We start from the raw sequence: 20,174 nt of genomic DNA on the forward strand, positions 1-20,174 counted from the left end.
ACTCGCCGGGCTCCTCCCGGCCTTCCTGCTCAGCCGCTCCCGGCCGCTCGGCTCAGCCCCTCGCGGGGCAGGCCCGAGCTTCAGACCCCGTCGGGGTCGTCCGGCGTCTCGCCCGTCGGGATGCCCGGGCCGCCGCCCTCCGTGCCGCCGTCGGTCTCGGTGGGCTCCTCGGTGGGAGTCTCGTCCGTCGGTTCCTCGGTCGGGGTCTCGTCCGTGGGCTCCTCGGTGGGAGTCTCCTCGGTCGGTTCCTCGGTCGGGGTCTCGTCCGTGGGCTCCTCGGTGGGAGTCTCCTCGGTGGGCTCCTCGCCGGTGCCGCCGTCGGTGTTGCCGCCGGGGTCCGTCGTCTCTTCCGTGGTCTCGCCGGTCGGTTCCTCGGTGGGCTCCGAGGTCTCCTCCGCGGGGGTGCTGCTGGAGGTTCCGGGGTCGGGCGAGTTTCCGCCGCCGTCGTTGCTCAGCGCCAGGCCGAGGCCGACGCCCAGACCGATCAGGGCGAGCAGGATCAGGAACCAGATCCAGCCACGTCCGCGCCGCCGACCGCCGCCGTTGTCGCGGTAGCTGCCGCCGCCGTCGAACCCGCCGTCGTCGTCCCCGCCGACCGGCCGCACCATCGGCTGCTGCACGGGCCGGGTGCTCCCGTACTCCGGGTGGCCCATCGCCGCGGTGCCGCCGACGCCCATGGCCGGGGTGTTGCGGCCGTCGTGCACATCGACCGGGCCGGTGTTCCAGGTGCCGTTGTGGCTGCCCTTGTCGTAGAGCATCTGCAGCCCGTACTGGACCGTGCCGCGCATCTCCTCCGCCGTCTGGAACCGGTCGTCCGGGTCCTTGGCGAGCGAGCGCATGACCAGGCCGTCCAGCTCCGGCGGGCAGTCCTCGTCGTAGCCGGAGGGCGGCACCGGCATGTCCTGAACGTGCTGGTAGACCACCGAGAGCGGGGTCTCGCCGACGAACGGCGGGCGCAGCGCGAGGAGTTCGTAGAGCAGACAGCCGGTGGCGTACAGGTCGCTGCGGTGGTCGACGGCCTTGCCGAGCGCCTGCTCCGGGGAGAGGTACTGCGGGGTGCCCATGACCATGCCGGTCTGGGTCATCGTCGACTGCGCGCCGTGCAGCGCGCGGGCGATGCCGAAGTCCATGACCTTGACCGCGCCGGTGTTCGTGATGATCACGTTGGCCGGTTTGATGTCACGGTGCACGATGCCGTGCTGGTGCGAGTAGGCGAGCGCCTCCAGGACCCCGGAGACGATGATCAGGGCCTGCTCGGCGCCGGGCGCCTCGGCGTTGATCAGCAGGTCGCGGATGGTGCGGCCCTCGACCAGCTCCATCACGATGTACGGCACGGTGTTGCCCGCGACGACGTCCTCGCCGGAGTCGTACACGGCGACCACCGCGTGGTGGTTCAGTCCGGCCACCGACTGTGCCTCGCGGGTGAACCGGGCCTTGGAGACGGGGTCCTCGGCGAGGTCGGCGCGGAGCAGTTTGACGGCGACGGTGCGGCCGAGGCGTACGTCCTCGGCGGCGAAGACCTCCGCCATGCCGCCGCGGCCGAGTCTGCGGGTCAGCCGGTACCGGCCGTCACCAACCAGTCCGCCATTTCCCCACAGTTCAGGCGAATCGGACATGCCGCCAGTCGCCTCGGGGTCGGGCGAGCCCTGAGAGCGCTGCGTCTGTGCCATCAGTCCTCGCCGTCGTCATCATCCGCGGTCCGCGCGGTCGTTGTGTCGGGATCCAAGCCACGCCCACGCTACAGCCTCCGCACGACAGGCCGTTCCGCGTTGAACTTCCCGCCCTCCCGCCACGGCCGCCCGAGCCGTCCGGCCCGCCCCTTTCCTGTCGCCTCCCGCTCACCTCCCGTTCGCCCGCCGCCGGTTCCCCGAGGTGTCCCGCCCCCGCCACGGCTGTAACGCTTGCGCGACTCTTCTTGCCCGTACGGTCACGGAACGGGCACCGAGCTTGACGTGGCAGGGGCCTGGGGCAGACTTGGCCGGGATCAGAGGTACCGACGCGGTATCGGGACACCAACCGCGGGGCAGGAGCCACCGCCTCGCGCCGATGGGGGACGCACGACATGAGTGACGGCGCACACGGCCGCTACGCGGGCAGTTCGGTCGCCGGTGGCCGTTACCAGCTGCGTGATCTGCTCGGCGAAGGCGGCATGGCCTCGGTCCACCTCGCCTACGACTCCGTGCTCGACCGCCACGTCGCGATCAAGACGCTGCACACGGAGCTGGGCCGCGAACCCGCGTTCCGCGAGCGTTTCCGGCGCGAGGCGCAGTCCGTGGCGCGGCTCACACACGCCAACATCGTCTCGGTGTTCGACACCGGCGAGGACACCCTCGACGGTGCCACCACGCCGTACATCGTCATGGAGTACATCGAGGGCCGCCCGCTCGGTTCGGTGCTCGACTCGGACATCCAGCAGTACGGCGCGATGCCCGCCGACCGCGCCCTGAAGATCACCGCGGATGTGCTCGCGGCGCTCGAAATCAGCCACGAGATGGGCCTTGTCCACCGCGACATCAAGCCCGGCAACGTGATGATGACCAAGCGCAACGTCGTCAAGGTCATGGACTTCGGCATCGCGCGCGCCATGCAGTCCGGCGTGACCTCCATGACCCAGACCGGCATGGTCGTCGGCACCCCGCAGTACCTCTCCCCCGAGCAGGCCCTCGGCCGCGGCGTCGACGCGCGCAGCGACCTGTACTCGGTCGGCATCATGCTGTTCCAACTGGTCACCGGCCGCCTGCCGTTCGAGGCGGACTCGCCGCTGGCCATCGCGTACGCGCACGTCCAGGAGGAGCCGGTCGCCCCGTCCTCCATCAACCGCGCGCTGCCCCCGGCCGTGGACGCGATCGTCGCCCGCGCCCTGCGCAAGAACCCCAACGAGCGCTTCCCGAGCGCCGAGGCGATGCGCGACGAGTGCCTGCGCATCGCACAGTCCCTCCAGCCCGCCGCGCCGAGCATCGTGCCGGGCGCGCACACGGGCAGCGGCTCGGGCGTCGGCTCCGCCGTCTTCCCGCCGCTGGACGGCAACACCGCCAACCCGAGCGGCCAGGTCCAGCAGCCGTACCAGTCGGGCGGCTACACCCCGGCGCCGACCCCGGGCTACGGCTACCCGCAGCAGGGCGGCTACCAGACCCCGGCCCCCTCCGCGTACAACCCGAACACCCCCGCGCCGGGCCCGTACAACCCGAGCACCCCGGCGCCGTACAACGTCGCCCCGGCGACCACGACCGGCGCCTCCGCCGGCAAGAAGAAGAACATGCCGGTGATCGTCGGCTCGATCGTGGTCGCGCTGATCGCGATCGGCGGCCTGATCACCGTGATCGCCACGAAGGACGACGGCGGCGACCCGAAGGCCGGTGGCGACGCCTCGGCGACTCCGTCCGGCTTCAAGGGCCCCGACCTGGCACTGCGGATCAACGAGACCCAGTGCACCGAGGCCACGCCCGGGGTCAACGACGAGGACAAGATCCAGCTCCCCGACTTCCGCAACAAGACGTGGACCTCGGTGCAGAAGTGCATCAGCGCCGCGGGCTGGGGTTACGACAACAAGAACCGCACCGACGAGAACACCTGGGGCAAGGACACGGTCATCTTCCAGCACCCCGCCCCCGACACCGAGATCGATCCCGACGACGAGACCTTCAAGATCAGTTTCACTCTGTCGACGGGTAAGCCTGCGGCGTAGGGCGGGAGTTGGGGGGCCTGAGGGGCCTGTCCCTGAAGTCCGTTGCGGCGGGCGGGGGTTGGGCCTCGGCCCGCCCGTCGACTCCTTGGTTCAGCTCGCCGTGTGCCCGCCACCGGTGTCGAAGGCCTGAGCGACGGCCAGGCTGTCCTCGTAGATGTGGTAGCGCGTGAAGCGGCCGTTCTCGACCGTGAGGTGCAGGGCGAACCGTGCCCGATAGGCGCGGCCGGTGGGGCGGGCGGTCTGCCGGAGTTCGCCGAGGACCACCGCGTCGGCGCCGTCCACGAGGATGCGCTCGATCTGTGTGTCCGTCTCCTCGGGCACGTGGTGCCGACCCAACTCCTCGAAGAGGCCCGCCGCTTCGGCACCCGTGGTCCGGTGGATGATCCACGGCGTGTCCGCCGCCCGGCCGTGCTCGGCCTCCGGCCAGTTGATCTTCCAGTCCACCTTCTCCGCGAACAAGGCGGCGGCACCCTTGGTGTCACCCGTACCGAACCGCCCGAGGAATTCCTGGACGAGGGCACGGGTCGCCGCGGAGTCGGGGGCCGGGGCGGACGCGGGCGCGGGCGTGGGCGCGGCCGTCGCTGCGGGGGTGGTCTCGGATGCGGACATGGCTGACTCCCTGGGTGGGCGCGTGCCTCGGATCGGTCGGATCCGGTACGGCGGTAAGTGAATTGATGGGTACGGGCGACGCTCCTGCTCGGCGCGACGGTGCCCAGTCTCACTGACGCACTGGGTGGGGGCGATTACCTGACAGGTAAGCGGGAGGCAGCGGCTCAGAAGGCTTTGTGGGGCGCCCAGTTGGTGGCAGGGCAGGGGTTCGCCGGATGGCAGCAGGGTTGGGTGCCGGTGCCGGGTGCCGGTGCCGGTGCCGGGTGCAGGGTTCCGGTGCGGCGGGGGAGCCGGATGCGGCGACGGGGCGGGGAGCCGTTGGTGGCTCCCCGCCCCGTCGTCTTCGTCTACTGCGTGTACGTACGTCTACGTGGGCCGGGCGGATCCGGCAGGCCCGGGATCTCGGGCTCCGCGGGCGGGGGTTCTACAGGTACGGGCCCCCGGTGCGACCCGCCGTCGGGCCGTGCGGGTCCTCCTCGTGGTCGCCGCCCATGCCGGGCGGCAGCGCGCGGCGCATCTGCTCCAACTGGGCGCGTGCGGCCATCTGCTGGGCGAAGAGGGTGGTCTGGATCCCGTGGAACAGGCCTTCCAGCCAGCCCACCAACTGGGCCTGGGCGATGCGCAGTTCGGCATCGCTCGGCGTCCCCTCGTCGGTGAAGGGCAGCGAGAGCCGCTCCAGTTCCTCGACGAGTTCCGGCGCGAGTCCGTCCTCGAGTTCCTTGACCGAGCTGGCGTGGATCTCCTTGAGGCGCTGCCTGCTCGCCTCGTCCAGAGGTGCCGCCCGTACCTCTTCGAGCAGCTGCTTGATCATGCTGCCGATGCGCATGACCTTCGCGGGCTGCTCCACCATCTCCGTCACCGGGGCCTCACGACCCTCGTCCCCGGTGCCGCCGAGCGCCATACCGTCCTGTCCGACCACAAGGACCTGGGGGCTCTCCTGCGACCGTTCGTTCCTCGGCATCTCCATGCGGCCATTGTCGCGCACGACCTCCACTCGGCATCCCGCCGCCCCGGAACGCACCCCGGCCCATGCGCGCGCAACCGGTCCTCCGCCCCGTACCGGCCGCGCGATCCTCCCCTCTTCGCGCCGTAATCCCTCACCGTTCCCTCACCCTCGGCCCCTCCTTCGGCCCCTCCCCGGCCCTCAGCCCCGGCGCAGTCGCACTCCGAGGAAGCCGAGCCCCAGGCCGATGAGGACCATGCCGACGCCGAGGGGCAGTACGTCGATGAGCGGTTCCACGGTGTTCGTGGCGGGCTGGGCCCGGCCCCGGGCAGCCCTGTCGGGGGAGGCAGATTCGGGGTGCGCGGACCATCCGGCGGTCGGCTCGTGACCTGGGGCGGACCGGTGCGGCGCCCAGGGGCGGCCCGCCTCGGGGTGCCGTTCGCCCTGCCGGGTACGGCTCCCGGTCGGCGAGGCGGAGGGCGCCCGGGAGGGCGCGGACGAGGCCGACGCCGAGGTGGAGGGCGAGGGCGCGGCCGGTCGCCCGGGGCGTTCGCGCCCCTCGCCGGGACGGCTGCCCGCCCGCGATTCGCCGGAACGCGAGCGCCCGGGGCGCGGCTCCTCGGCCGTCTGACCCATCAGGGCGCCTACGGAGAACGGTCCCGAGGTGAACGGATTGGAGGCGAATGGACCGGAGGAGAAAGGACCGGAGGAGAACGGTCCCGAGGCGAGCGGGCCCTCCGCTCGTGGGTCCTCCCACGCGGACGGATCCGTACGTGGGGGAGCGTGCGGTACGGCCGACCGTGCGCCGGGCCCTTCGGCCGGACCGGGTCCGGGTTCGCCGCGGGTTCCCGCTTCACGCCGGGACCCCGGTTCCCGCCGGGCCCCCGATTCACGCCAGGACCCTGGTTCACCCCGGGTGTCCGGCCGCGCACCGCGGGCACCTGACCCGCTCCACGGCTCGGCCTCTCCCCAGGGGAATTCGCGGCCCCAGGACATGGCGCCCTCCCAGCCCGCGAACGGATTCCACCGGCTGTCGGCGTCCCAGGGGGAGGCATCGCCCTCGTCGCCGCCCGGGCGGTCGGCACGGTCCGGGGCTCGGAGGGAGCCAGGGGCGGCGGCTCGTTCAGTGGCCGTGAGGGGCGCCGTCCCTTCCGTCGCCGCCTGCGCGGGGGCAGGCAGCAGGAGCAGCGTGGCCAGGGTGAGAGGGGCTCCCGCGGAGCGGAGCACGGTGTGCCGTTGAGTCACGACGACGGCCCCCTAGGGCTCGTACGAAATCGCCAAGATCAGCACGGCAAGCCTCACACGCACCCCGGCCCCGGGCACCCGCTGTGGGCCGTGCGGAGCACACACTCCGCTCGTCCTGCTCCACACGGGCCACACGGCGGCTGGGCTGATGGGCACTTCCAGGCACTTCCGTACGCGAACGCCTCACCCACGCGCCCCGGCCCGTCCCCGACGCCCGGCCCCCGGCACCCAGCGCCCGAGTCGCCTCACCTCACCGAGTGAGCAGCACCTTCCCGACGTGGCTGCTCTCCTCCAGGACCCGGTGACCCTCGCCCGCGCGGCTGAGCGGGATGCTGCGGTCGATGACGGGGCGGATCTGGCCGGCGGAGACGAGCGGCCAGACGTGTTCGTGTACGGCGGCGACGATCGACGCCTTCTCCGTGACGGGGCGCGAGCGCAGCGAGGTGGCCGTGACCGCGCCGCGCTTGGCGAGGAGGGCGCCCAGGTTGAGTTCGCCCTTGACTCCGCCCTGCAGGCCGATGATCGCCAGTCGGCCGCCGAGTGCGAGCGCCTTGACGTTACGGTCCAGGTACTTGGCGCCCATGATGTCGAGGATGACGTCCGCCCCAGCGCCGTCGGTGGCGGCCTTGAGCTCGTCGACGAAGTCCTGCTCGCGGTAGCTGATGAGGATGTCGGCGCCCAGTTCGGCGCACTGGTCGAGCTTCTCCTTGCTGCCCGCCGTGACCGCCACCTTGGCGCCCACGGCCTTGCCGAGCTGGATCGCCATGGTGCCGATGCCGCTCGCGCCGCCGTGTACGAGCAGCGTCTCGCCGGGGCGCAGATGGGCCACCATGAACACGTTCGACCAGACGGTGCACACCACTTCGGGGAGCGCGGCGGCTTGGACGAGGTCCACTCCGTCCGGGACCGGAAGCACCTGGCTCGCGGGCACCACGACCTGCTCCGCATAGCCGCCGCCGGCGAGCAGTGCGCACACCTCGTCGCCGACCGACCAGCCGGAGACCCCGGTGCCGAGCGCGGCGATACGGCCCGAGCACTCCAGGCCGGGGTAGGGGGAGGCGCCGGGCGGCGGGTCGTAGAAGCCCTGCCGTTGCAGGAGATCGGCGCGGTTGACGGCGGCGGCGGCCACCTCGATCAGTACCTCGCCCTCGCCGGGTACGGGATCGGGCACCTCGGCCCAGACGAGTGCCTCGGGTCCACCAGGTTCCGGGATCGTGATCGCATGCATGGGCGCGAGGCTACTCGTGCCGCTCCCGCGCGGGCGGGAGCGGGGAGCACTTCCTCGCCTCGCGTGGACCGGGCCTCAGGCCTCAGTCCACGTCGCCCATGGACCTGGGGGCTTCCTGGTGATGGGGCAGCGGCGCGCGCACGATCGTGATGAGCCGGTCGGTCAACTGGAGGGTGCCGATGGCCGGATCGTCGTAGCCGAGCAGGCGGTGACCGCGTACGACACTGACCACCAGGTCGTCCGTCTCGCGCGGGCCCAGCCCCACCTCGGCCTTGACCACCGGGCGTTCGAGCAGATCGAGCCCACTGCCCTGCTGGATCAGGTCCTCCATCACCCGGCCCGCGCTCGGGCTGAGCACCGAGAGCCCGAGCAGACGTCCGGCGGCGCTCGCGCTGGTGATGACGGAGTCGGCGCCCGACTGCCGCAGCAGCGGGGCGTTCTCCTCCTCGCGCACCGCGGCCACGATCTTCGCGCCGCGGTTCAACTGGCGTGCCGTGAGCGAGGCGAGGACCGCGGTGTCGTCGCGCTGGGTGGCGATGATGATCTGCCGCGCCTTGTGCGCCTCGGCCCGGCGCAGTACGTCGCTACGTGTGCCGTCGCCCAGCACACCCACGTACCCCTCGGCGTTGGCCGCCTCGATCACCTTGCTGCTGGGGTCGACGACCACGATCTGGTCCTTCTTCGTACCCGTCGTACACACCGTGGTGATCGCCGAGCGCCCCTTGGTGCCGAAGCCGATGACGACAGTGTGATCACGCACCGTGGACCTCCAGCGATTCAACCGCCATTCCTCCCGGGTCCGTTCGGTGAGGACCTCGAGAGTCGTGCCGACAAGGATGATCAGAAAGACCACACGCAGTGGCGTGACCACGAGAATATTGGTCAGGCGCGCGGCATCGCTGACCGGGGCGACATCGCCGTAGCCGGTCGTGGAGAGCGTGACGGTCGCGTAGTAGAAGGCGTCGAGCAGATCGACGTGGCGATCGGAGTTGTCGCTGTAGCCGTCCCGGTCCACCCAGACGAGCAGCGCGGTGCCCACGAGCACCGTCAACGCCATCATCAGCCGCTTGCTGACCTGGCGCAACGGCCGCTCAACTGCCCGGCGCGGCAAGCGAATTCGCCGGGAGTCCGCACCTGTTTCGAGGGCGGGGCCGTCCTCCGCCGATCTCGCTATGGCATCCGTGCGGGGGAGTTTCACGTGAAACATGCTCCGTCCGTGAGGACCGGCCAAGGCAGGTCGAGGGTCTGGACTTCCTCACCGGCGCGGCCGCCCCCCGGCAGCACAACCGCCATGGCATCCGCTCCCGCGATGCCTCTCAGCATGGCGGGTCCGCTGAAGTGCAGCGGCACCGCCTCCCCCGCCCGCAGCGCGACCGGGATCAGCCGGGTGTCGTGCGGGTGGCCCTGCGCCGCCTCGCGCAGCGGAGCGGTGTACGGCTCCGGCTCCAGACGGCCCGAGAGCGTACGCAGCAACGGCTCGGCCAGGGTCAGCAGCCCCGACACCGCCGCCAGCGGATTGCCGGGCAGGCCCACCAGATGTCGCCGCTCCCCGAGCCGTGCCAGGAGCATCGGGTGCCCGGGCCGCACCTCCACGCCGTCCACGAGGAGTTGGGCATCGAGGGCACGCAGGGTGGGGTGGACATGGTCGACGGGGCCGGAGGCGGTACCGCCCGTCGTCACGAGCACCTCCGCCGTGGACTGCTCCATCGCCGCCCGCAGCGCCTCCGCATCGTCCCCGAGCCTGCGCACCGAGACCACCTCCGCCCCCAGCGACCGCAGCCACGAAGGCAGCATGGGGCCGAGCGCATCGCGGATCAGCCCGTCCCGCGGCAGCCCGGAGGCCAGCAACTCATCGCCCAGTACGAGGACTTCGGCGCGCGGACGCGGCACCACGGTCAGCTCGTCGTACCCGGCCGCGGCGGCGAGCCCCAGCACCGCCGGTGTCACCACGGTCGCCCGCGGCAGCAGTTGATCCCCGGACCGGCACTCCTGCCCGCGCGGCCTGATGTCCTGGCCCTGTCCGTTGTTCCGCGTCGCGTGCAGCCGTCCGCCGCCCGCCTCCGTACGTCCGTGCTCCCTGCGCAGCACCGAGGTCGCCCCGTGCGGGACCCGGGCACCGGTCGCGATCCGCACCGCCTCACCGTCCGCCAGCGCCTCCGGCTCCGCCCGCCCCGCGAGCGCGTCCTCGCCCCGCACCTCCCAGGGCCCCGGCCCGGCCACCGCCCAGCCGTCCATCGCCGAGGTGTCGAACGGCGGCAGATCCGTGAGCGCCGCCAACGGCGCCGCCAGCACCAACCCCAACGCCCGATCGTCCAACGGCACCCGCACCGGCGGCAGCCCGTCCGGCGAGGAGGCACGGACGGCGGCTTGTACGGCGATACGGCGGGCTTTGGGCCAAGGGGTCGGGGAGGTGGGGCGGTTGGTGGGGCGAGGGTGTGCGCTGGGGTGGGGGTGGGTGTGTTCGGTGGGGTGGGGCTGGGGCGGTTCCACGGGCAGGTCTTTGTCCTCTGGCGCGTGGCCGGTGGTTGGTACGGGGGTGTCGTCCTTCGCCTCGTTGTCCTTGGCCTCGTCGCCCCTCACCTCGTCGTCCCTGGCCTCGTCGTCGCTGAAGGGGTCTTGCCCGAACGGGTCGTAGGGACCGTATGAGGTGCGGGTGGAACGCGCTTTGGGGGGTGGGGTGTTGGTGGCGTGGGCGGCGTTGGCGGTGTTGGTGGCCTCGGCGGCGTTGGTGGCGCCCGGGATGCCGGGGCCGTCCGGCGCGTCGGTGGCCGGGGGCGTGTCATGCCTGACGAGGGAGAGGGCCTCGTCCGCGCCGATGTCCTCGTCGTGGGTGCTGTGCGACGGGGGCGGAGGCGGGGTGTTCCGTTCGGACCCGGAGGAGGAGGCGCCGTTCACGGGGAGTCAGGCTTCGTCGGCCGGGTCGGCGGAGGTGGGGCCGGTGGCGGAGTCCGCGGCCGAATCGGTGGCGGAGTCCGAGGAGGCGGGCCCGGCGCTCCGCGCGGAGTCGGCGGAAGCCGTGGGCGGCTCTTCCTCGTTCCAGCGGAGGGCGAGTTCGGCGGCCTTGCGCGCGGCTTCGGCCACGGCCTGCGGGCCGCCCTTGGCCTGGCCCACCGCGTAGCCGACGAGGAAGGTGGTCAACGGCGCCGCCGGGCGCGCCACGGAATGCGCGGCGTCACGGGCCAGGTCGAGCAGGACGCCGGTGTCGACGTCGAGTTCCACACCGAGTTCGTCCTTGACCGCGGAGATCCATTCGTCCAGCACCTGACCATGCTCCCTGATACGTGCGCGTGCGGCGGCGAGATCCGCCCAGGTGTCGCAGTCGAAGGAGGCCGCGGCTTCCGGTCGGTCCGCGATCCGGCCCAGTCGGAGGCCCTCGGTCAGCCTTCGCAACGGCAAGCCCTCAAGACCGCCGTACTCGTCCCTGAGCACGGCGAGCCTACGGCGCAGTGCCGCACCCCGGTAGACGGCGACCAAGGGCTGGTCACGCCCGTCGGCGTCCACGAACATCACACCGTCGGAGGGGTCTGCGGCGGGTGCCGGAACTGTCCCCTCTCCGGGCGGAGTTGATGCCCGATCCGGTACCTGCGCCGGTGCCTTCGTCGCTGCATGTGCCTGTGCCTGTGCCGCCATGGGCTGCCGTGTCGGTGCCTGTGCCGGTGCCTGTTCTGTGAGCAGTGCGCTCAGCAGCCGCTCCACCGATTCCCCGTCCAGGAACGGCAAGTCGGCGGAGAGGACGAGTACGTACGGGGCCGACGGCTGGGCGGCCAGCGCCCGCACCCCGGCCTCCAACGCGGCGACGGGTCCGCCGCCCGCCGGTTCCTCCCGGGCCCAGCGCACCGGTCGGGAGGTGGCACGCGGTTCCGCGACGACCACGGTTTCGCGTGCGGCAGCCGAGGCCGAAAGCACCCGGTCGAGCAGGCGCCGCCCGCCCACCCGGAGCCCCGGCTTGTCCGCACCCCCGAGCCGCCGGGCCCGGCCCCCGGCCAGCACGACGGCATCGAAGACCACGGGCCCGGCCCCTGAGTCCGGCTCGGAATCGCTCATGCCCCGAGTATGAGCGCTGGCGGTACGGGTCCGGGTGGCGGTGGGCGCGGAGGCAGGCGAGACAAGCGGCGCGAGGCAAGGCGGGCGGGCGACCGGCCGACGGGCAAGCGGTCGAGCGGCGGGCAGGCAGGCAATAAATGCCTCGCTCCAGAACACATCAGCCCTGATCATGAGCCAAATGCGATTCATTTCCGCCACCGCGGACCCCACAGTTCTGGACCGTGCCGCCGCCTACCCGGCCGACGGTCCGCTAGCCGCCCTCACCCCCGAGCGGATCCGCGAGGAGCTCGACGCCAACCGGTTCCGCCCGGAGTGGATCTGGATCGCGGAGGACGAGGACGGACAGACCCTGGCCCGCGCACTGTGGTGGGGCCGTGCCGACAGTGAGCGGCCCATCGCTCTCGACTGCCTCCAGGTACGGTCCACGGTCGCCGATCCGGCCGCCCTCGCCACCGGACTCCTCGACGCCGGGCATACCGCCTTCGGCACGCTCCCGCTGTACAACCTCTCCCTCCCCGCCGACCGGCACACCCGGCCGGACATGGTCGAGGCGGTCGCCTGGCGCCGCGAAGCCGCCTCGCGTACGGGACTGAGCCGGGAGATCCGGCGCCTGCGCTACGAGTGGACTCCGGCGGCGGGACTGCCCGGGACCGGCAACCGGCTGACCTTCCGCGAGGCCGGTGACGAGGAGTTCCGGGAGGCCTTCGCCCGGGTGTCGGAGGGCAGCCTCGACGAGAACACCCGTGACGAGCTGCGCACCAAGGACACCCGTCAACTGGCCGAGGAGGACATGCAGTTCTACCTCGACTGCCCGGGCGAGCGTTCCTGGTGGCGGCTCGCGTACCTCCCCGACGGCACCCTCGCCGGTCTGGCCATACCCTCGGCGACCCCGTACCACCGCAACGTCGGCTACCTCGGTGTGGTGCCCGAGCAGCGCGGCAAGGGACTGATCGACGAGATCCTCGCCGAGATCACCCGCTTCCACGCCGCCGAGGGCGCCGAGCGCATCACCGCGACGACCGACACCACGAACGTCCCGATGGCCGCGGCCTTCGACCGCGGCGGCTACGAGGTGACCGAGATCCGCGTCGTACTGGAGCCCCCGGCAGCACCGTGACCCGCCGCACGCGCCTCACCCGGTCCCGGGCGGGCGCGAGTTGACGGGCTGGCGGGTCGATGGGTTGGCGAGTTGACGCACTGGAGAGTTGACGCACTGGTGAGTTGACCGGTCGGCGGGCGGCGCAGTACCGCCCGCCGCCCGGTCAACCGTCGACTGCCTACGGCTCGTGGCCTTACGCCGCCTGCCTCACAGCTCAGACCTCACGCCGCCTGCTCACACCGCCTGCTCACCTCGTGGGCTCACGGTGTGAGCAGCGCAGGGCACGTGCACGTATCTCACGGCTCGCGCCTCACGCCCGGCGTCCCGCGTCCCGCGTCTCACACCGTCCGCAGCAACACCGCGGGCTGTTCCACGCAGTCGGCCACGTACCGCAGGAAGCCGCCCGCCGTTCCGCCGTCGCAGACCCGGTGGTCGAAGGTGAGCGAGAGTTGTACGACCTGCCGTACCGCCAGTTCGCCCTCGTGCACCCAGGGCTTGGGGACGATCCGGCCGACGCCGAGCATCGCGGCCTCGGGGTGGTTGATGATCGGCGTGGAACCGTCGACCCCGAACACCCCGTAGTTGTTCAGGGTGAAGGTGCCGCCGGTGAGATCGGCGGGCGTGAGACTTCCGGCCCGCGCCGACTCGGTGAGCCGGGCGAACTCGGCGGTCAGCGATTCCGCGTCGCGCTCCTGGGCGTCCCGTACCACCGGCACCACCAGGCCACGCTCGGTCTGGGCGGCGAATCCCAGGTGCACCCGATCGAGCCGTACGACCTCCCGGGCCTCGGTGTCGACGGTCGAGTTGAGCTCCGGGAAGCGGGCCAGCGCCGCCGTGCAGATCCGGGCCAGCAGGGCGATCACGGAGATCTTCGGGCCACCCGCCGCGTTCATGTCGGCACGTGCCCGCATGAGCAGCGTGGCATCGGCATCGACCCAGCAGGTCGCGTCCGGGATCTCCCGGCGGCTGCGCGAGAGCTTGTCCGCGACCGCGCCGCGCACTCCTCTCAGCGGAACCCGGCTGCTCGCCCCGGCCGCCGCCGACGACGTGCCCGTCCGGACCGGTGCCGTGGCCGGGCGTGCCGTTGCGGTGGCCGGGCGTGCCGGTGCCGTCCCGGCCGCGACGGGCTCCGGCTGCCGCGAGCCCCCGGCGAGGGTTTCGCGCAGGCCCGCGGCCGTGATCGCGTTCTCGACATCGCCCCGCAGGATGAGCCCGTCCGGTCCTGAGCCGGGCAACTCCCGCAGATCGATGCCGTGTTCACGGGCCAGCCGTCGCACCAGCGGCGAGATCACCGGAATCGGGCCCTCGCCGTGCGGCGACGGGGACCCGTCCACTGCCTGCCCCACGGTCCGCGAAGTCCGGGCAGCTGCCGGAGCCGGTGCAGGGGCCGGTGCGGGGGTCGGTGCAGGGGCCGGTACGGGGGTCGGTGCCGGGGCCGCGGCGGGTGCGGCGGCCGAAGCCGCAGCAGGTGCCGATGTCGCGGCCGGTGTCTGGCGTACCCGGCGGCGGCGGGCGGGCGCGGCGCCCGTGCCGTAGCCGACGAGGACGTTGCCGGACGACTCCGCGGCACCGGACCCGGCCGACCCCGAAGACCCCGCGGCCCCCGAGGAGCCGGACGTCGCGCCGGAGCCCGTGCCGGTGTCGTCGGCGCCACGGGCGGCACTCGCGGCGGGGGATCCGCCATCCGTGCCGGAGTGGCCGTTCACCTGTCCGGCCTCGGTCGCGCCGACGGCGACGGTCAACAGCGGGGCACCGACGGGGAGTTCGGTGCCCTCCTCGCCGAAGCGCGCGGTGACCACGCCGCCGTAGGGGCAGGGCACCTCGACCATGGCCTTGGCCGTTTCGACCTCGACGACGGGCTGGTCGATGGCGACCACGTCGCCGACCTGCACCAGCCAGCGGACGATCTCCGCCTCGGTCAGTCCCTCGCCGAGGTCGGGCAGGGCGAATTCGAGAACCTGGGCCATCAGCTCTCCGCCTCCCACTGCAGCCGTGCCACGGCGTCGAGGATGCGGTCCACGCCGGGCAGATGGTGCCGCTCCAGCATCGGCGGCGGGTACGGGATGTCGAAGCCGGTGACCCGCAGCACGGGTGCCTCCAGGTGGTGGAAGCAGCGCTCGGTGACCCGGGCGGCGATCTCGCCGCCGGGGCCGCCGAAGCCGGTCGCCTCGTGCACCACCAGCGCGCGGCCGGTGCGGCGCACCGAGGCGCAGACGGTCTCGTCGTCGAAGGGCACCAGCGAACGCAGGTCGACGACTTCGAGGTCCCAGCCCTCGGCCGTGGCCGCCTCGGCGGCCTCCAGACAGACCGGCAGGGAGGGGCCGTAGGTGAGCAGGGTGGCGCTGCGGCCGGGGCGGCGGACCACCGCGCGGCCGAGGGGCTCCACGGCCGTCGGCGTCTGCGGGTTCCACTGGGACTTGGACCAGTACAGCCGCTTCGGCTCCATGAAGACGACCGGGTCGTCGGAGGCGATGGACGCCCGCAGCAGGCCGTAGGCGTCGTCGACCGTCGCGGGGGTGACCACGTGCAGGCCGGGGGTGGCGATGTAGTACGCCTCGGAGGAGTCGCTGTGGTGCTCGACGCCGCCGATTCCGCCGCCGTAGGGGACGCGGATGGTGATCGGCAGCGGCATGGCGCCGCGGGTGCGGTTGCGCCAGCGCGACACATGCGAGACGAGTTGCTCGAAGGCCGGGTAGGCGAAGGCGTCGAACTGCATCTCCACGACCGGCCGCAGCCCGTACATGGCCATGCCGACGGCGGCGCCGAGGATGCCCGCCTCGGCGAGCGGGGTGTCGGTGCAGCGGTCCTCGCCGAACTCCTTGGCGAGGCCGTCGGTGATACGGAAGACGCCGCCGAGTGTGCCGACGTCCTCACCCATCACATGGACGGTGGGGTCCTCTGCCAGGGCGTCCCTGAGCGCGCGCCCGAGGGCCTGCGCCATGGTCGCCGGTTTGACGGCAGCGGTGGTCATCGCCCGGTCCCTCCCGGCTCGTTGTGCGTGTCGTTCTCCGCCTCCGCGTCCAGCTCGGCCCGCAACTGGGCCGCCTGTTCCCGCAGTTGGGAGGTCTGTTCGGCGAAGACATGGCTGAACAGGTCCATCGGGTCGAGCACCGGGTCGGCGTTCATCCGGGCCCGCAGGTCGGCCGCCATCGTCTCGGCCTCGTCCTTGGCCGCCTGTTTGCCGTCGTCGTCCAGCAGTCCGCGTTCGGTCAACTCCCGCTCCAGCAGGGCGATGGGGTCGTGTCCGCGCCAGACCTCGACTTCCTTGTCCTCGCGATAGCGGGTGGCGTCGTCGGCGTTGGTGTGCGCGTCGATGCGGTAGGTGATGGCCTCGACCAGGGTGGGTCCGCCGCCGGTGCGTGCCCGCTGGATGGCCTCGGTGAGCACCTCGTGCACGGCCACCACGTCGTTGCCGTCGACCAGGCGGCCCGGCATTCCGTACCCGACGGCCTTGTGGGCCAGGGACGGGGCGGCGGTCTGCTTGTCGAGCGGCACGGAGATCGCGAAGCCGTTGTTCTGCACCAGGAAGACGACCGGTGCCTGCCAGACGGCGGCGAAGTTCAGCGCCTCGTGGAAGTCGCCCTCGCTGGTGCCGCCGTCGCCGACCAGGGCGAGCGCGACGACGTCGTCGCCGCGCAGCCGGGCCGCGTGGGCGAGGCCGACCGCGTGCGGCAGTTGGGTGGCGAGCGGGGTGCACAGCGGGGCGATGCGGTGTTCGCGCGGGTCGTAGCCGGTGTGCCAGTCGCCGCGGAGCAGGGTCAGCGCCTGGACCGGGTCGAGGCCGCGGGCGACCGCCGCGAGGGTGTCGCGGTAGCTGGGGAACAGCCAGTCCTGCTCCCGCAGGACGTCGGCCGCGGCTATCTCACAGGCCTCCTGGCCGGTGGTCGACGGGTACACGGCAAGCCTGCCCTGCTTGGTGAGGGCGGTGGCCTGCGCGTTGTAGCGGCGGCCGCGTACCAGCTGGGCGTACAGGCGCCGCAGCAGCGCCGGGTCCGCCTTCAGGGCACCCTCGGTGCCGAGGACCCGGTACGGCTCGGGGTCGGGAAGAAGCGGGCCGGGATCCGTGCGCGGTTTCCAGGCGGGCGGCGGGGTGGGCCGGTAAGCGCCCCGCTGCTCGTCCAGAACCGTCGGGCTGTTCCTCTTCACCGCGTGCACCTCCTCGTGGGCGGTTCGTGGGGAGTGGCTCGGAGCGCACGTGTGATGCGCCTCACCAACCGATTGTTCGGTCAGCGGCACATTTTGGCTACAGGCACCTTCAGTCTGTGGACAATCGGTTCTCCACAGCGTCGTATGGAAGCAGTACGTCCATGGTATGGAGGCGGGGGCGCATGGCATCTGAACGAATGGCCGAGGGTGACGCCGAGCGCGAGGAGCTGTCACTGCCTCCGCCCCAGGGCATTCCCTGGACGCCGCCGCGCCCGCTCGACTCCGTGGACCGCGCGATCCTCGACATCCTCCGCGCCGACGGCCGGGCCTCGATACGTTCCGTGGCCGAACAGGTCCACGTCTCGCGCGCGAACGCCTACGCCCGTATCAACCGCATGGTCGCCGACGGCGTGATACGCGGTTTCGCGGCGCGCGTGGACCACGAACGCGCAGGTCAGGGCACCTCGGCGTACATCACCCTGAAGATCGTGCAGAACACCTGGCGCACCGTGAGCGAGCAACTGCGCGAACTGCCCGGCGCCTCACACATCGCCCTGGTCAGCGGCGACTTCGACGTGCTGCTGATGGTGCACGCCCCGGACAACCGCACGCTGCGCGAACTCGTCCTGACCCGCCTCCAGGCCATCCCGGAGATTCTGAGCACCCGCACGCTGCTCGTCTTCGAGGAGGAGGACCTGGAGCCCGGCAGCTGAGCCCAGCAGCTGCGCCCGGGAGCCCGGCAGCTGAGCCCAGCAGCTGCGCCCGGGAGCCGAGCCCTGAGCCCGGCAGCCGAGCCCGGACGCCGGGCCCTGAGCGCAGGCCGCGGGTCGGCGGCGGCCTAACCGGAACGGGCCGGACCCCTGCGGTCGCCCGCGGAGTCCGGCCCGTACCGTCGCGTCAACGGGTCCCGGCAGGGCGCCCGTTCAGCTCTCGTCCTCGGCACGCAGTCCGGCGAACGTCAGCCGCGCCACCGCGTCGGCGATGTCCCGGGGGATGATGCTGCCGCCGTCCGGCCGGTACCACTCGACGATCGAGTTGATCATTCCGAACACCAGCCGGGTGGCGAGCCGTACGTCGATGTCCCTGCGGACCTCGCCCTCCTGGGCCGCCGCCCGCAGCAGGTCGGCCACCCGGTGGTCGAACTCGCGGCGCCGCTCCAGCGCCCAGCGTTCGGTGTCGGTGTTGCCGCGCACCCGCAGCAGCAGGGTCACATAGGGCAGTTCGGCGGTCAGGACCTCGACCATGCGCCGGGTGACGTACTCCAGGCGGCGGGCCGAGGGGCCGCTGCGCGCGGGTTCCTCGTCGAGGATCGCGAACAGGCCGTCCAGGGCCCGGCTCACGGCCCGGCGCAGCAGCTCTTCCTTGCCCGAGACGTGGTGATAGATGGACGACTTGGAGATGCCCGCCGCCTTGGACAGGTGCTCCATCGACGTGCCGTCGTAGCCGCGCTCGTTGAAGACGGTGACCGCGACGGCGAGCAGCGACTCCGGGGTGTAGGTGTCGCGCCGAGGCGTGGTCATGGTGCGGACTCCCGGTTCTCGGAGGCGTACGCGTGCCGGTACAGCGCGAGGGAGGGAGCGTAGCGGCCGCCGGGGTCGCGCAGATGCAGGTCGTCCAGGAGCGAGTGGGCCCAGGTCCGGCCGAGCCTGCGGCTCCATTCGAAGGGGCCCAGCGGGTAGTTGACGCCCATCCGCATGGCCGTGTCGATGTCCTCCTCGGTGGCGACGCCCTTGGCCACCGCGTCGTGCGAGAGGTCGATCAGCCGGGCGACGGTACGCGCGACGATCATGCCCGGCACGTCGCCGATGACGCTGACCTTCTTGCCGAGCGCCTGGAACAGGCCGATGGCCTCCCTGAGGGTGCGCTGGCCGGTGTCCTGGGAGGCGGACAGGGCGATCCGGGTGGCCGCGCGGTAGTCGAGGGCGAGGTCGAAGTAGACGACGTCGCGATACTCCACGGAGGTCTGGCCGTCCGCGAGCGCGAGCTGGCCACCGCCCGGCAGGACCAGGCGGGTGCCGTGGTCCTCGTCCTCCTCGCGGACCGGGATGCCCGCCTCACGGATCAGCGTGAGCAGCTCCGCGGCCGGACCGAGTTCGCCCTCGGCGACCACAAAGGCGGGCGGTTCGGCCGCTTCCGCGGTGTGCGGCTCGGGCTGTTCTCCCTGGTCGTCGCCGTATCCGTACCAGCCGTGCCCCGACTTGCGCCCGAGACGTCCCGACTCGACGAGACGGCGCTGGGCGAGGGACGGCGTGAACTTCACATCGTTGAAGAAGGACTCCCAGACCGAGCGCGTCACCGATTCGTTGACGTCCTGCCCGATCAGGTCGGTGAGTTCGAACGCGCCCATCTTGAAGCCGCCGCACTCACGGAGCACGGCGTCGATGGTGGCCGGGTCCGCGCCCTGGCCCTCGAAGACCGCGAAGGCCTCCGCGTAGAAGGGGCGCGCGATGCGGTTGACGATGAAGCCGGGGGTGTCCGCGCAGGCCACGGGCCGCTTGCCCCAGGCGCGCGCCATCTCGTACGCACGGGTCGCCGAGGTGACGTCGGTGGCGAAGCCCGAAACCACCTCGACCAGCGGCAACAGGGGCGCCGGATTGAAGAAGTGCAGCCCGACGAACCGGCCGGGACGGCGCAGCGGGCCACCGATGGCGGTGACCGAGAGGGAGGAGGTGTTGGTGGCGAGCAGACAGTCCGCGGAGACGATCTCCTCGAGAGCGGTGAACAGCCGCTGTTTGACGTCAAGGTCCTCCAGGACCGCTTCCACGACCAGGATCGCGTCGGCGAACTCGGACAGTTCCTCGGCGGGCGACAGACGGCCGAGCGCTGTGTCCCGGTCCTCGGGGCTCATCCGCCCCTTGTCCACGAGCCGCGCGAGCCGCGCCGTGATCGCCTCCGCCGCGGCCTTCGCCCTGCCCGGCGCGGCGTCGTAGAGACGTACGGGATGTCCGGCCACTAGCGCGACCTGGGCTATGCCCTGGCCCATGGTTCCGGTGCCGACCACGCCTACGGCACCGGCGGGCCTGCTGGGGTCGAGTGCTGTCATGCTCGCGATCCTCCCGCACCGGGTTTTCCACAGGTTCGGCGGACCCTCTTGTCCCGACCGATCGTTCGGTTACTCTAACTCTGTCCGCCCGTTCCTGCCCAGCCCGCCGGGTTCGCCATGAAGCCGGTCGAA

Annotated in this window: 16 protein-coding genes; 3 read left to right on the forward strand and 13 right to left on the reverse strand. The window is 72.1% G+C overall.

The window, feature by feature from the left end:
• Positions 1–80 precede the first annotated feature (80 nt).
• Positions 81–1,670 carry a protein kinase gene (locus tag HUT18_RS16270; protein ID WP_176101370.1) on the reverse strand — a complete coding sequence of 530 codons (1,590 nt, stop codon included), beginning with the start codon at positions 1,668–1,670 and terminating at the stop codon, positions 81–83.
• 392 nt (positions 1,671–2,062) lie between these two features.
• On the opposite strand from HUT18_RS16270, the gene HUT18_RS16275 reads away from it, so the two are divergent.
• The gene (locus tag HUT18_RS16275; protein ID WP_176101371.1) at positions 2,063–3,685 is read left to right on the forward strand and encodes a protein kinase; all 1,623 of its coding nucleotides are present in this window, start codon (positions 2,063–2,065) and stop codon (positions 3,683–3,685) included.
• 90 nt (positions 3,686–3,775) lie between these two features.
• On the opposite strand, the gene HUT18_RS16280 is transcribed toward HUT18_RS16275, so the two are convergent.
• The 7 genes from HUT18_RS16280 to HUT18_RS16310 form a co-directional block, all read right to left on the reverse strand.
• Positions 3,776–4,294: a nuclear transport factor 2 family protein gene (locus HUT18_RS16280; protein ID WP_176101372.1), complete on the reverse strand. Its 519-nt coding sequence runs from the start codon at positions 4,292–4,294 to the stop codon at positions 3,776–3,778.
• A 424-nt stretch (positions 4,295–4,718) separates the two neighbouring features.
• Positions 4,719–5,261 (reverse strand): bacterial proteasome activator family protein, encoded by a 543-nt coding sequence (locus tag HUT18_RS16285; RefSeq protein WP_176101373.1) that lies wholly within the window; start codon positions 5,259–5,261, stop codon positions 4,719–4,721.
• 177 nt (positions 5,262–5,438) lie between these two features.
• Positions 5,439–5,873 (reverse strand): hypothetical protein, encoded by a 435-nt coding sequence (locus HUT18_RS16290; protein WP_176101374.1) that lies wholly within the window; start codon positions 5,871–5,873, stop codon positions 5,439–5,441.
• Positions 5,874–6,732: 859 nt separating this feature from the next.
• Positions 6,733–7,710, reverse strand: a complete 978-nt coding sequence (locus HUT18_RS16295; protein ID WP_176101375.1) for an NAD(P)H-quinone oxidoreductase — start codon at positions 7,708–7,710, stop codon at positions 6,733–6,735.
• Positions 7,711–7,792: 82 nt separating this feature from the next.
• On the reverse strand, positions 7,793–8,917 hold the full coding sequence (locus HUT18_RS16300) for a TrkA family potassium uptake protein (RefSeq protein WP_176101376.1): 1,125 nt from the start codon (positions 8,915–8,917) through the stop codon (positions 7,793–7,795).
• Positions 8,905–10,605, reverse strand: coding sequence for a molybdopterin-binding protein (locus HUT18_RS16305; protein ID WP_254878638.1), 1,701 nt, complete (start codon positions 10,603–10,605; stop codon positions 8,905–8,907). Before HUT18_RS16305 ends, HUT18_RS16300 begins: the two co-directional genes overlap by 13 nt.
• A 6-nt stretch (positions 10,606–10,611) precedes the next feature.
• Positions 10,612–11,754 carry a DUF6457 domain-containing protein gene (locus HUT18_RS16310; protein ID WP_176101377.1) on the reverse strand — a complete coding sequence of 381 codons (1,143 nt, stop codon included), beginning with the start codon at positions 11,752–11,754 and terminating at the stop codon, positions 10,612–10,614.
• 178 nt (positions 11,755–11,932) lie between these two features.
• Here HUT18_RS16310 and HUT18_RS16315 point away from each other — a divergent pair, with 178 nt between their 5' ends.
• Positions 11,933–12,871, forward strand: coding sequence for a GNAT family N-acetyltransferase (locus HUT18_RS16315; RefSeq protein ID WP_176101378.1), 939 nt, complete (start codon positions 11,933–11,935; stop codon positions 12,869–12,871).
• Between the two features lie 320 nt (positions 12,872–13,191).
• Here the strand turns inward: HUT18_RS16315 and HUT18_RS16320 are convergent, their stop codons facing one another.
• Genes HUT18_RS16320 through pdhA form a run of 3 tightly spaced genes read right to left on the reverse strand, consistent with a single transcriptional unit; the run spans position 13,192 to position 16,999 of the window.
• On the reverse strand, positions 13,192–14,820 hold the full coding sequence (locus HUT18_RS16320) for a dihydrolipoamide acetyltransferase family protein (protein ID WP_176101379.1): 1,629 nt from the start codon (positions 14,818–14,820) through the stop codon (positions 13,192–13,194).
• A complete protein-coding gene (locus HUT18_RS16325; protein WP_176101380.1) occupies positions 14,820–15,824 on the reverse strand; it encodes an alpha-ketoacid dehydrogenase subunit beta in 1,005 nt (334 codons plus the stop codon). Before HUT18_RS16325 ends, HUT18_RS16320 begins: the two co-directional genes overlap by 1 nt.
• On the reverse strand, positions 15,821–16,999 hold the full coding sequence (pdhA, locus tag HUT18_RS16330) for a pyruvate dehydrogenase (acetyl-transferring) E1 component subunit alpha (protein ID WP_176101381.1): 1,179 nt from the start codon (positions 16,997–16,999) through the stop codon (positions 15,821–15,823). The genes HUT18_RS16325 and pdhA overlap by 4 nt, the downstream gene beginning before the upstream one ends.
• A gap of 182 nt (positions 17,000–17,181) precedes the next feature.
• Between pdhA and HUT18_RS16335 the strand changes: the two genes are divergently transcribed.
• Positions 17,182–17,712, forward strand: a complete 531-nt coding sequence (locus HUT18_RS16335) for an Lrp/AsnC family transcriptional regulator (RefSeq protein WP_176101382.1) — start codon at positions 17,182–17,184, stop codon at positions 17,710–17,712.
• Positions 17,713–17,922: 210 nt separating this feature from the next.
• On the opposite strand, the gene HUT18_RS16340 is transcribed toward HUT18_RS16335, so the two are convergent.
• Together HUT18_RS16340 and HUT18_RS16345 are read right to left on the reverse strand one after the other, a co-directional pair.
• Complete coding sequence (locus tag HUT18_RS16340; protein ID WP_176101383.1) at positions 17,923–18,519, reverse strand: TetR/AcrR family transcriptional regulator; 597 nt, start codon at positions 18,517–18,519, stop codon at positions 17,923–17,925.
• The gene (locus HUT18_RS16345; RefSeq protein ID WP_176101384.1) at positions 18,516–20,042 is read right to left on the reverse strand and encodes a 3-hydroxyacyl-CoA dehydrogenase; all 1,527 of its coding nucleotides are present in this window, start codon (positions 20,040–20,042) and stop codon (positions 18,516–18,518) included. Before HUT18_RS16345 ends, HUT18_RS16340 begins: the two co-directional genes overlap by 4 nt.
• Positions 20,043–20,174: the final 132 nt, after the last annotated feature.

The sequence above is a fragment of the Streptomyces sp. NA04227 genome (assembly GCF_013364195.1).
Classification (GTDB): Bacteria; Actinomycetota; Actinomycetes; order Streptomycetales; family Streptomycetaceae; genus Streptomyces.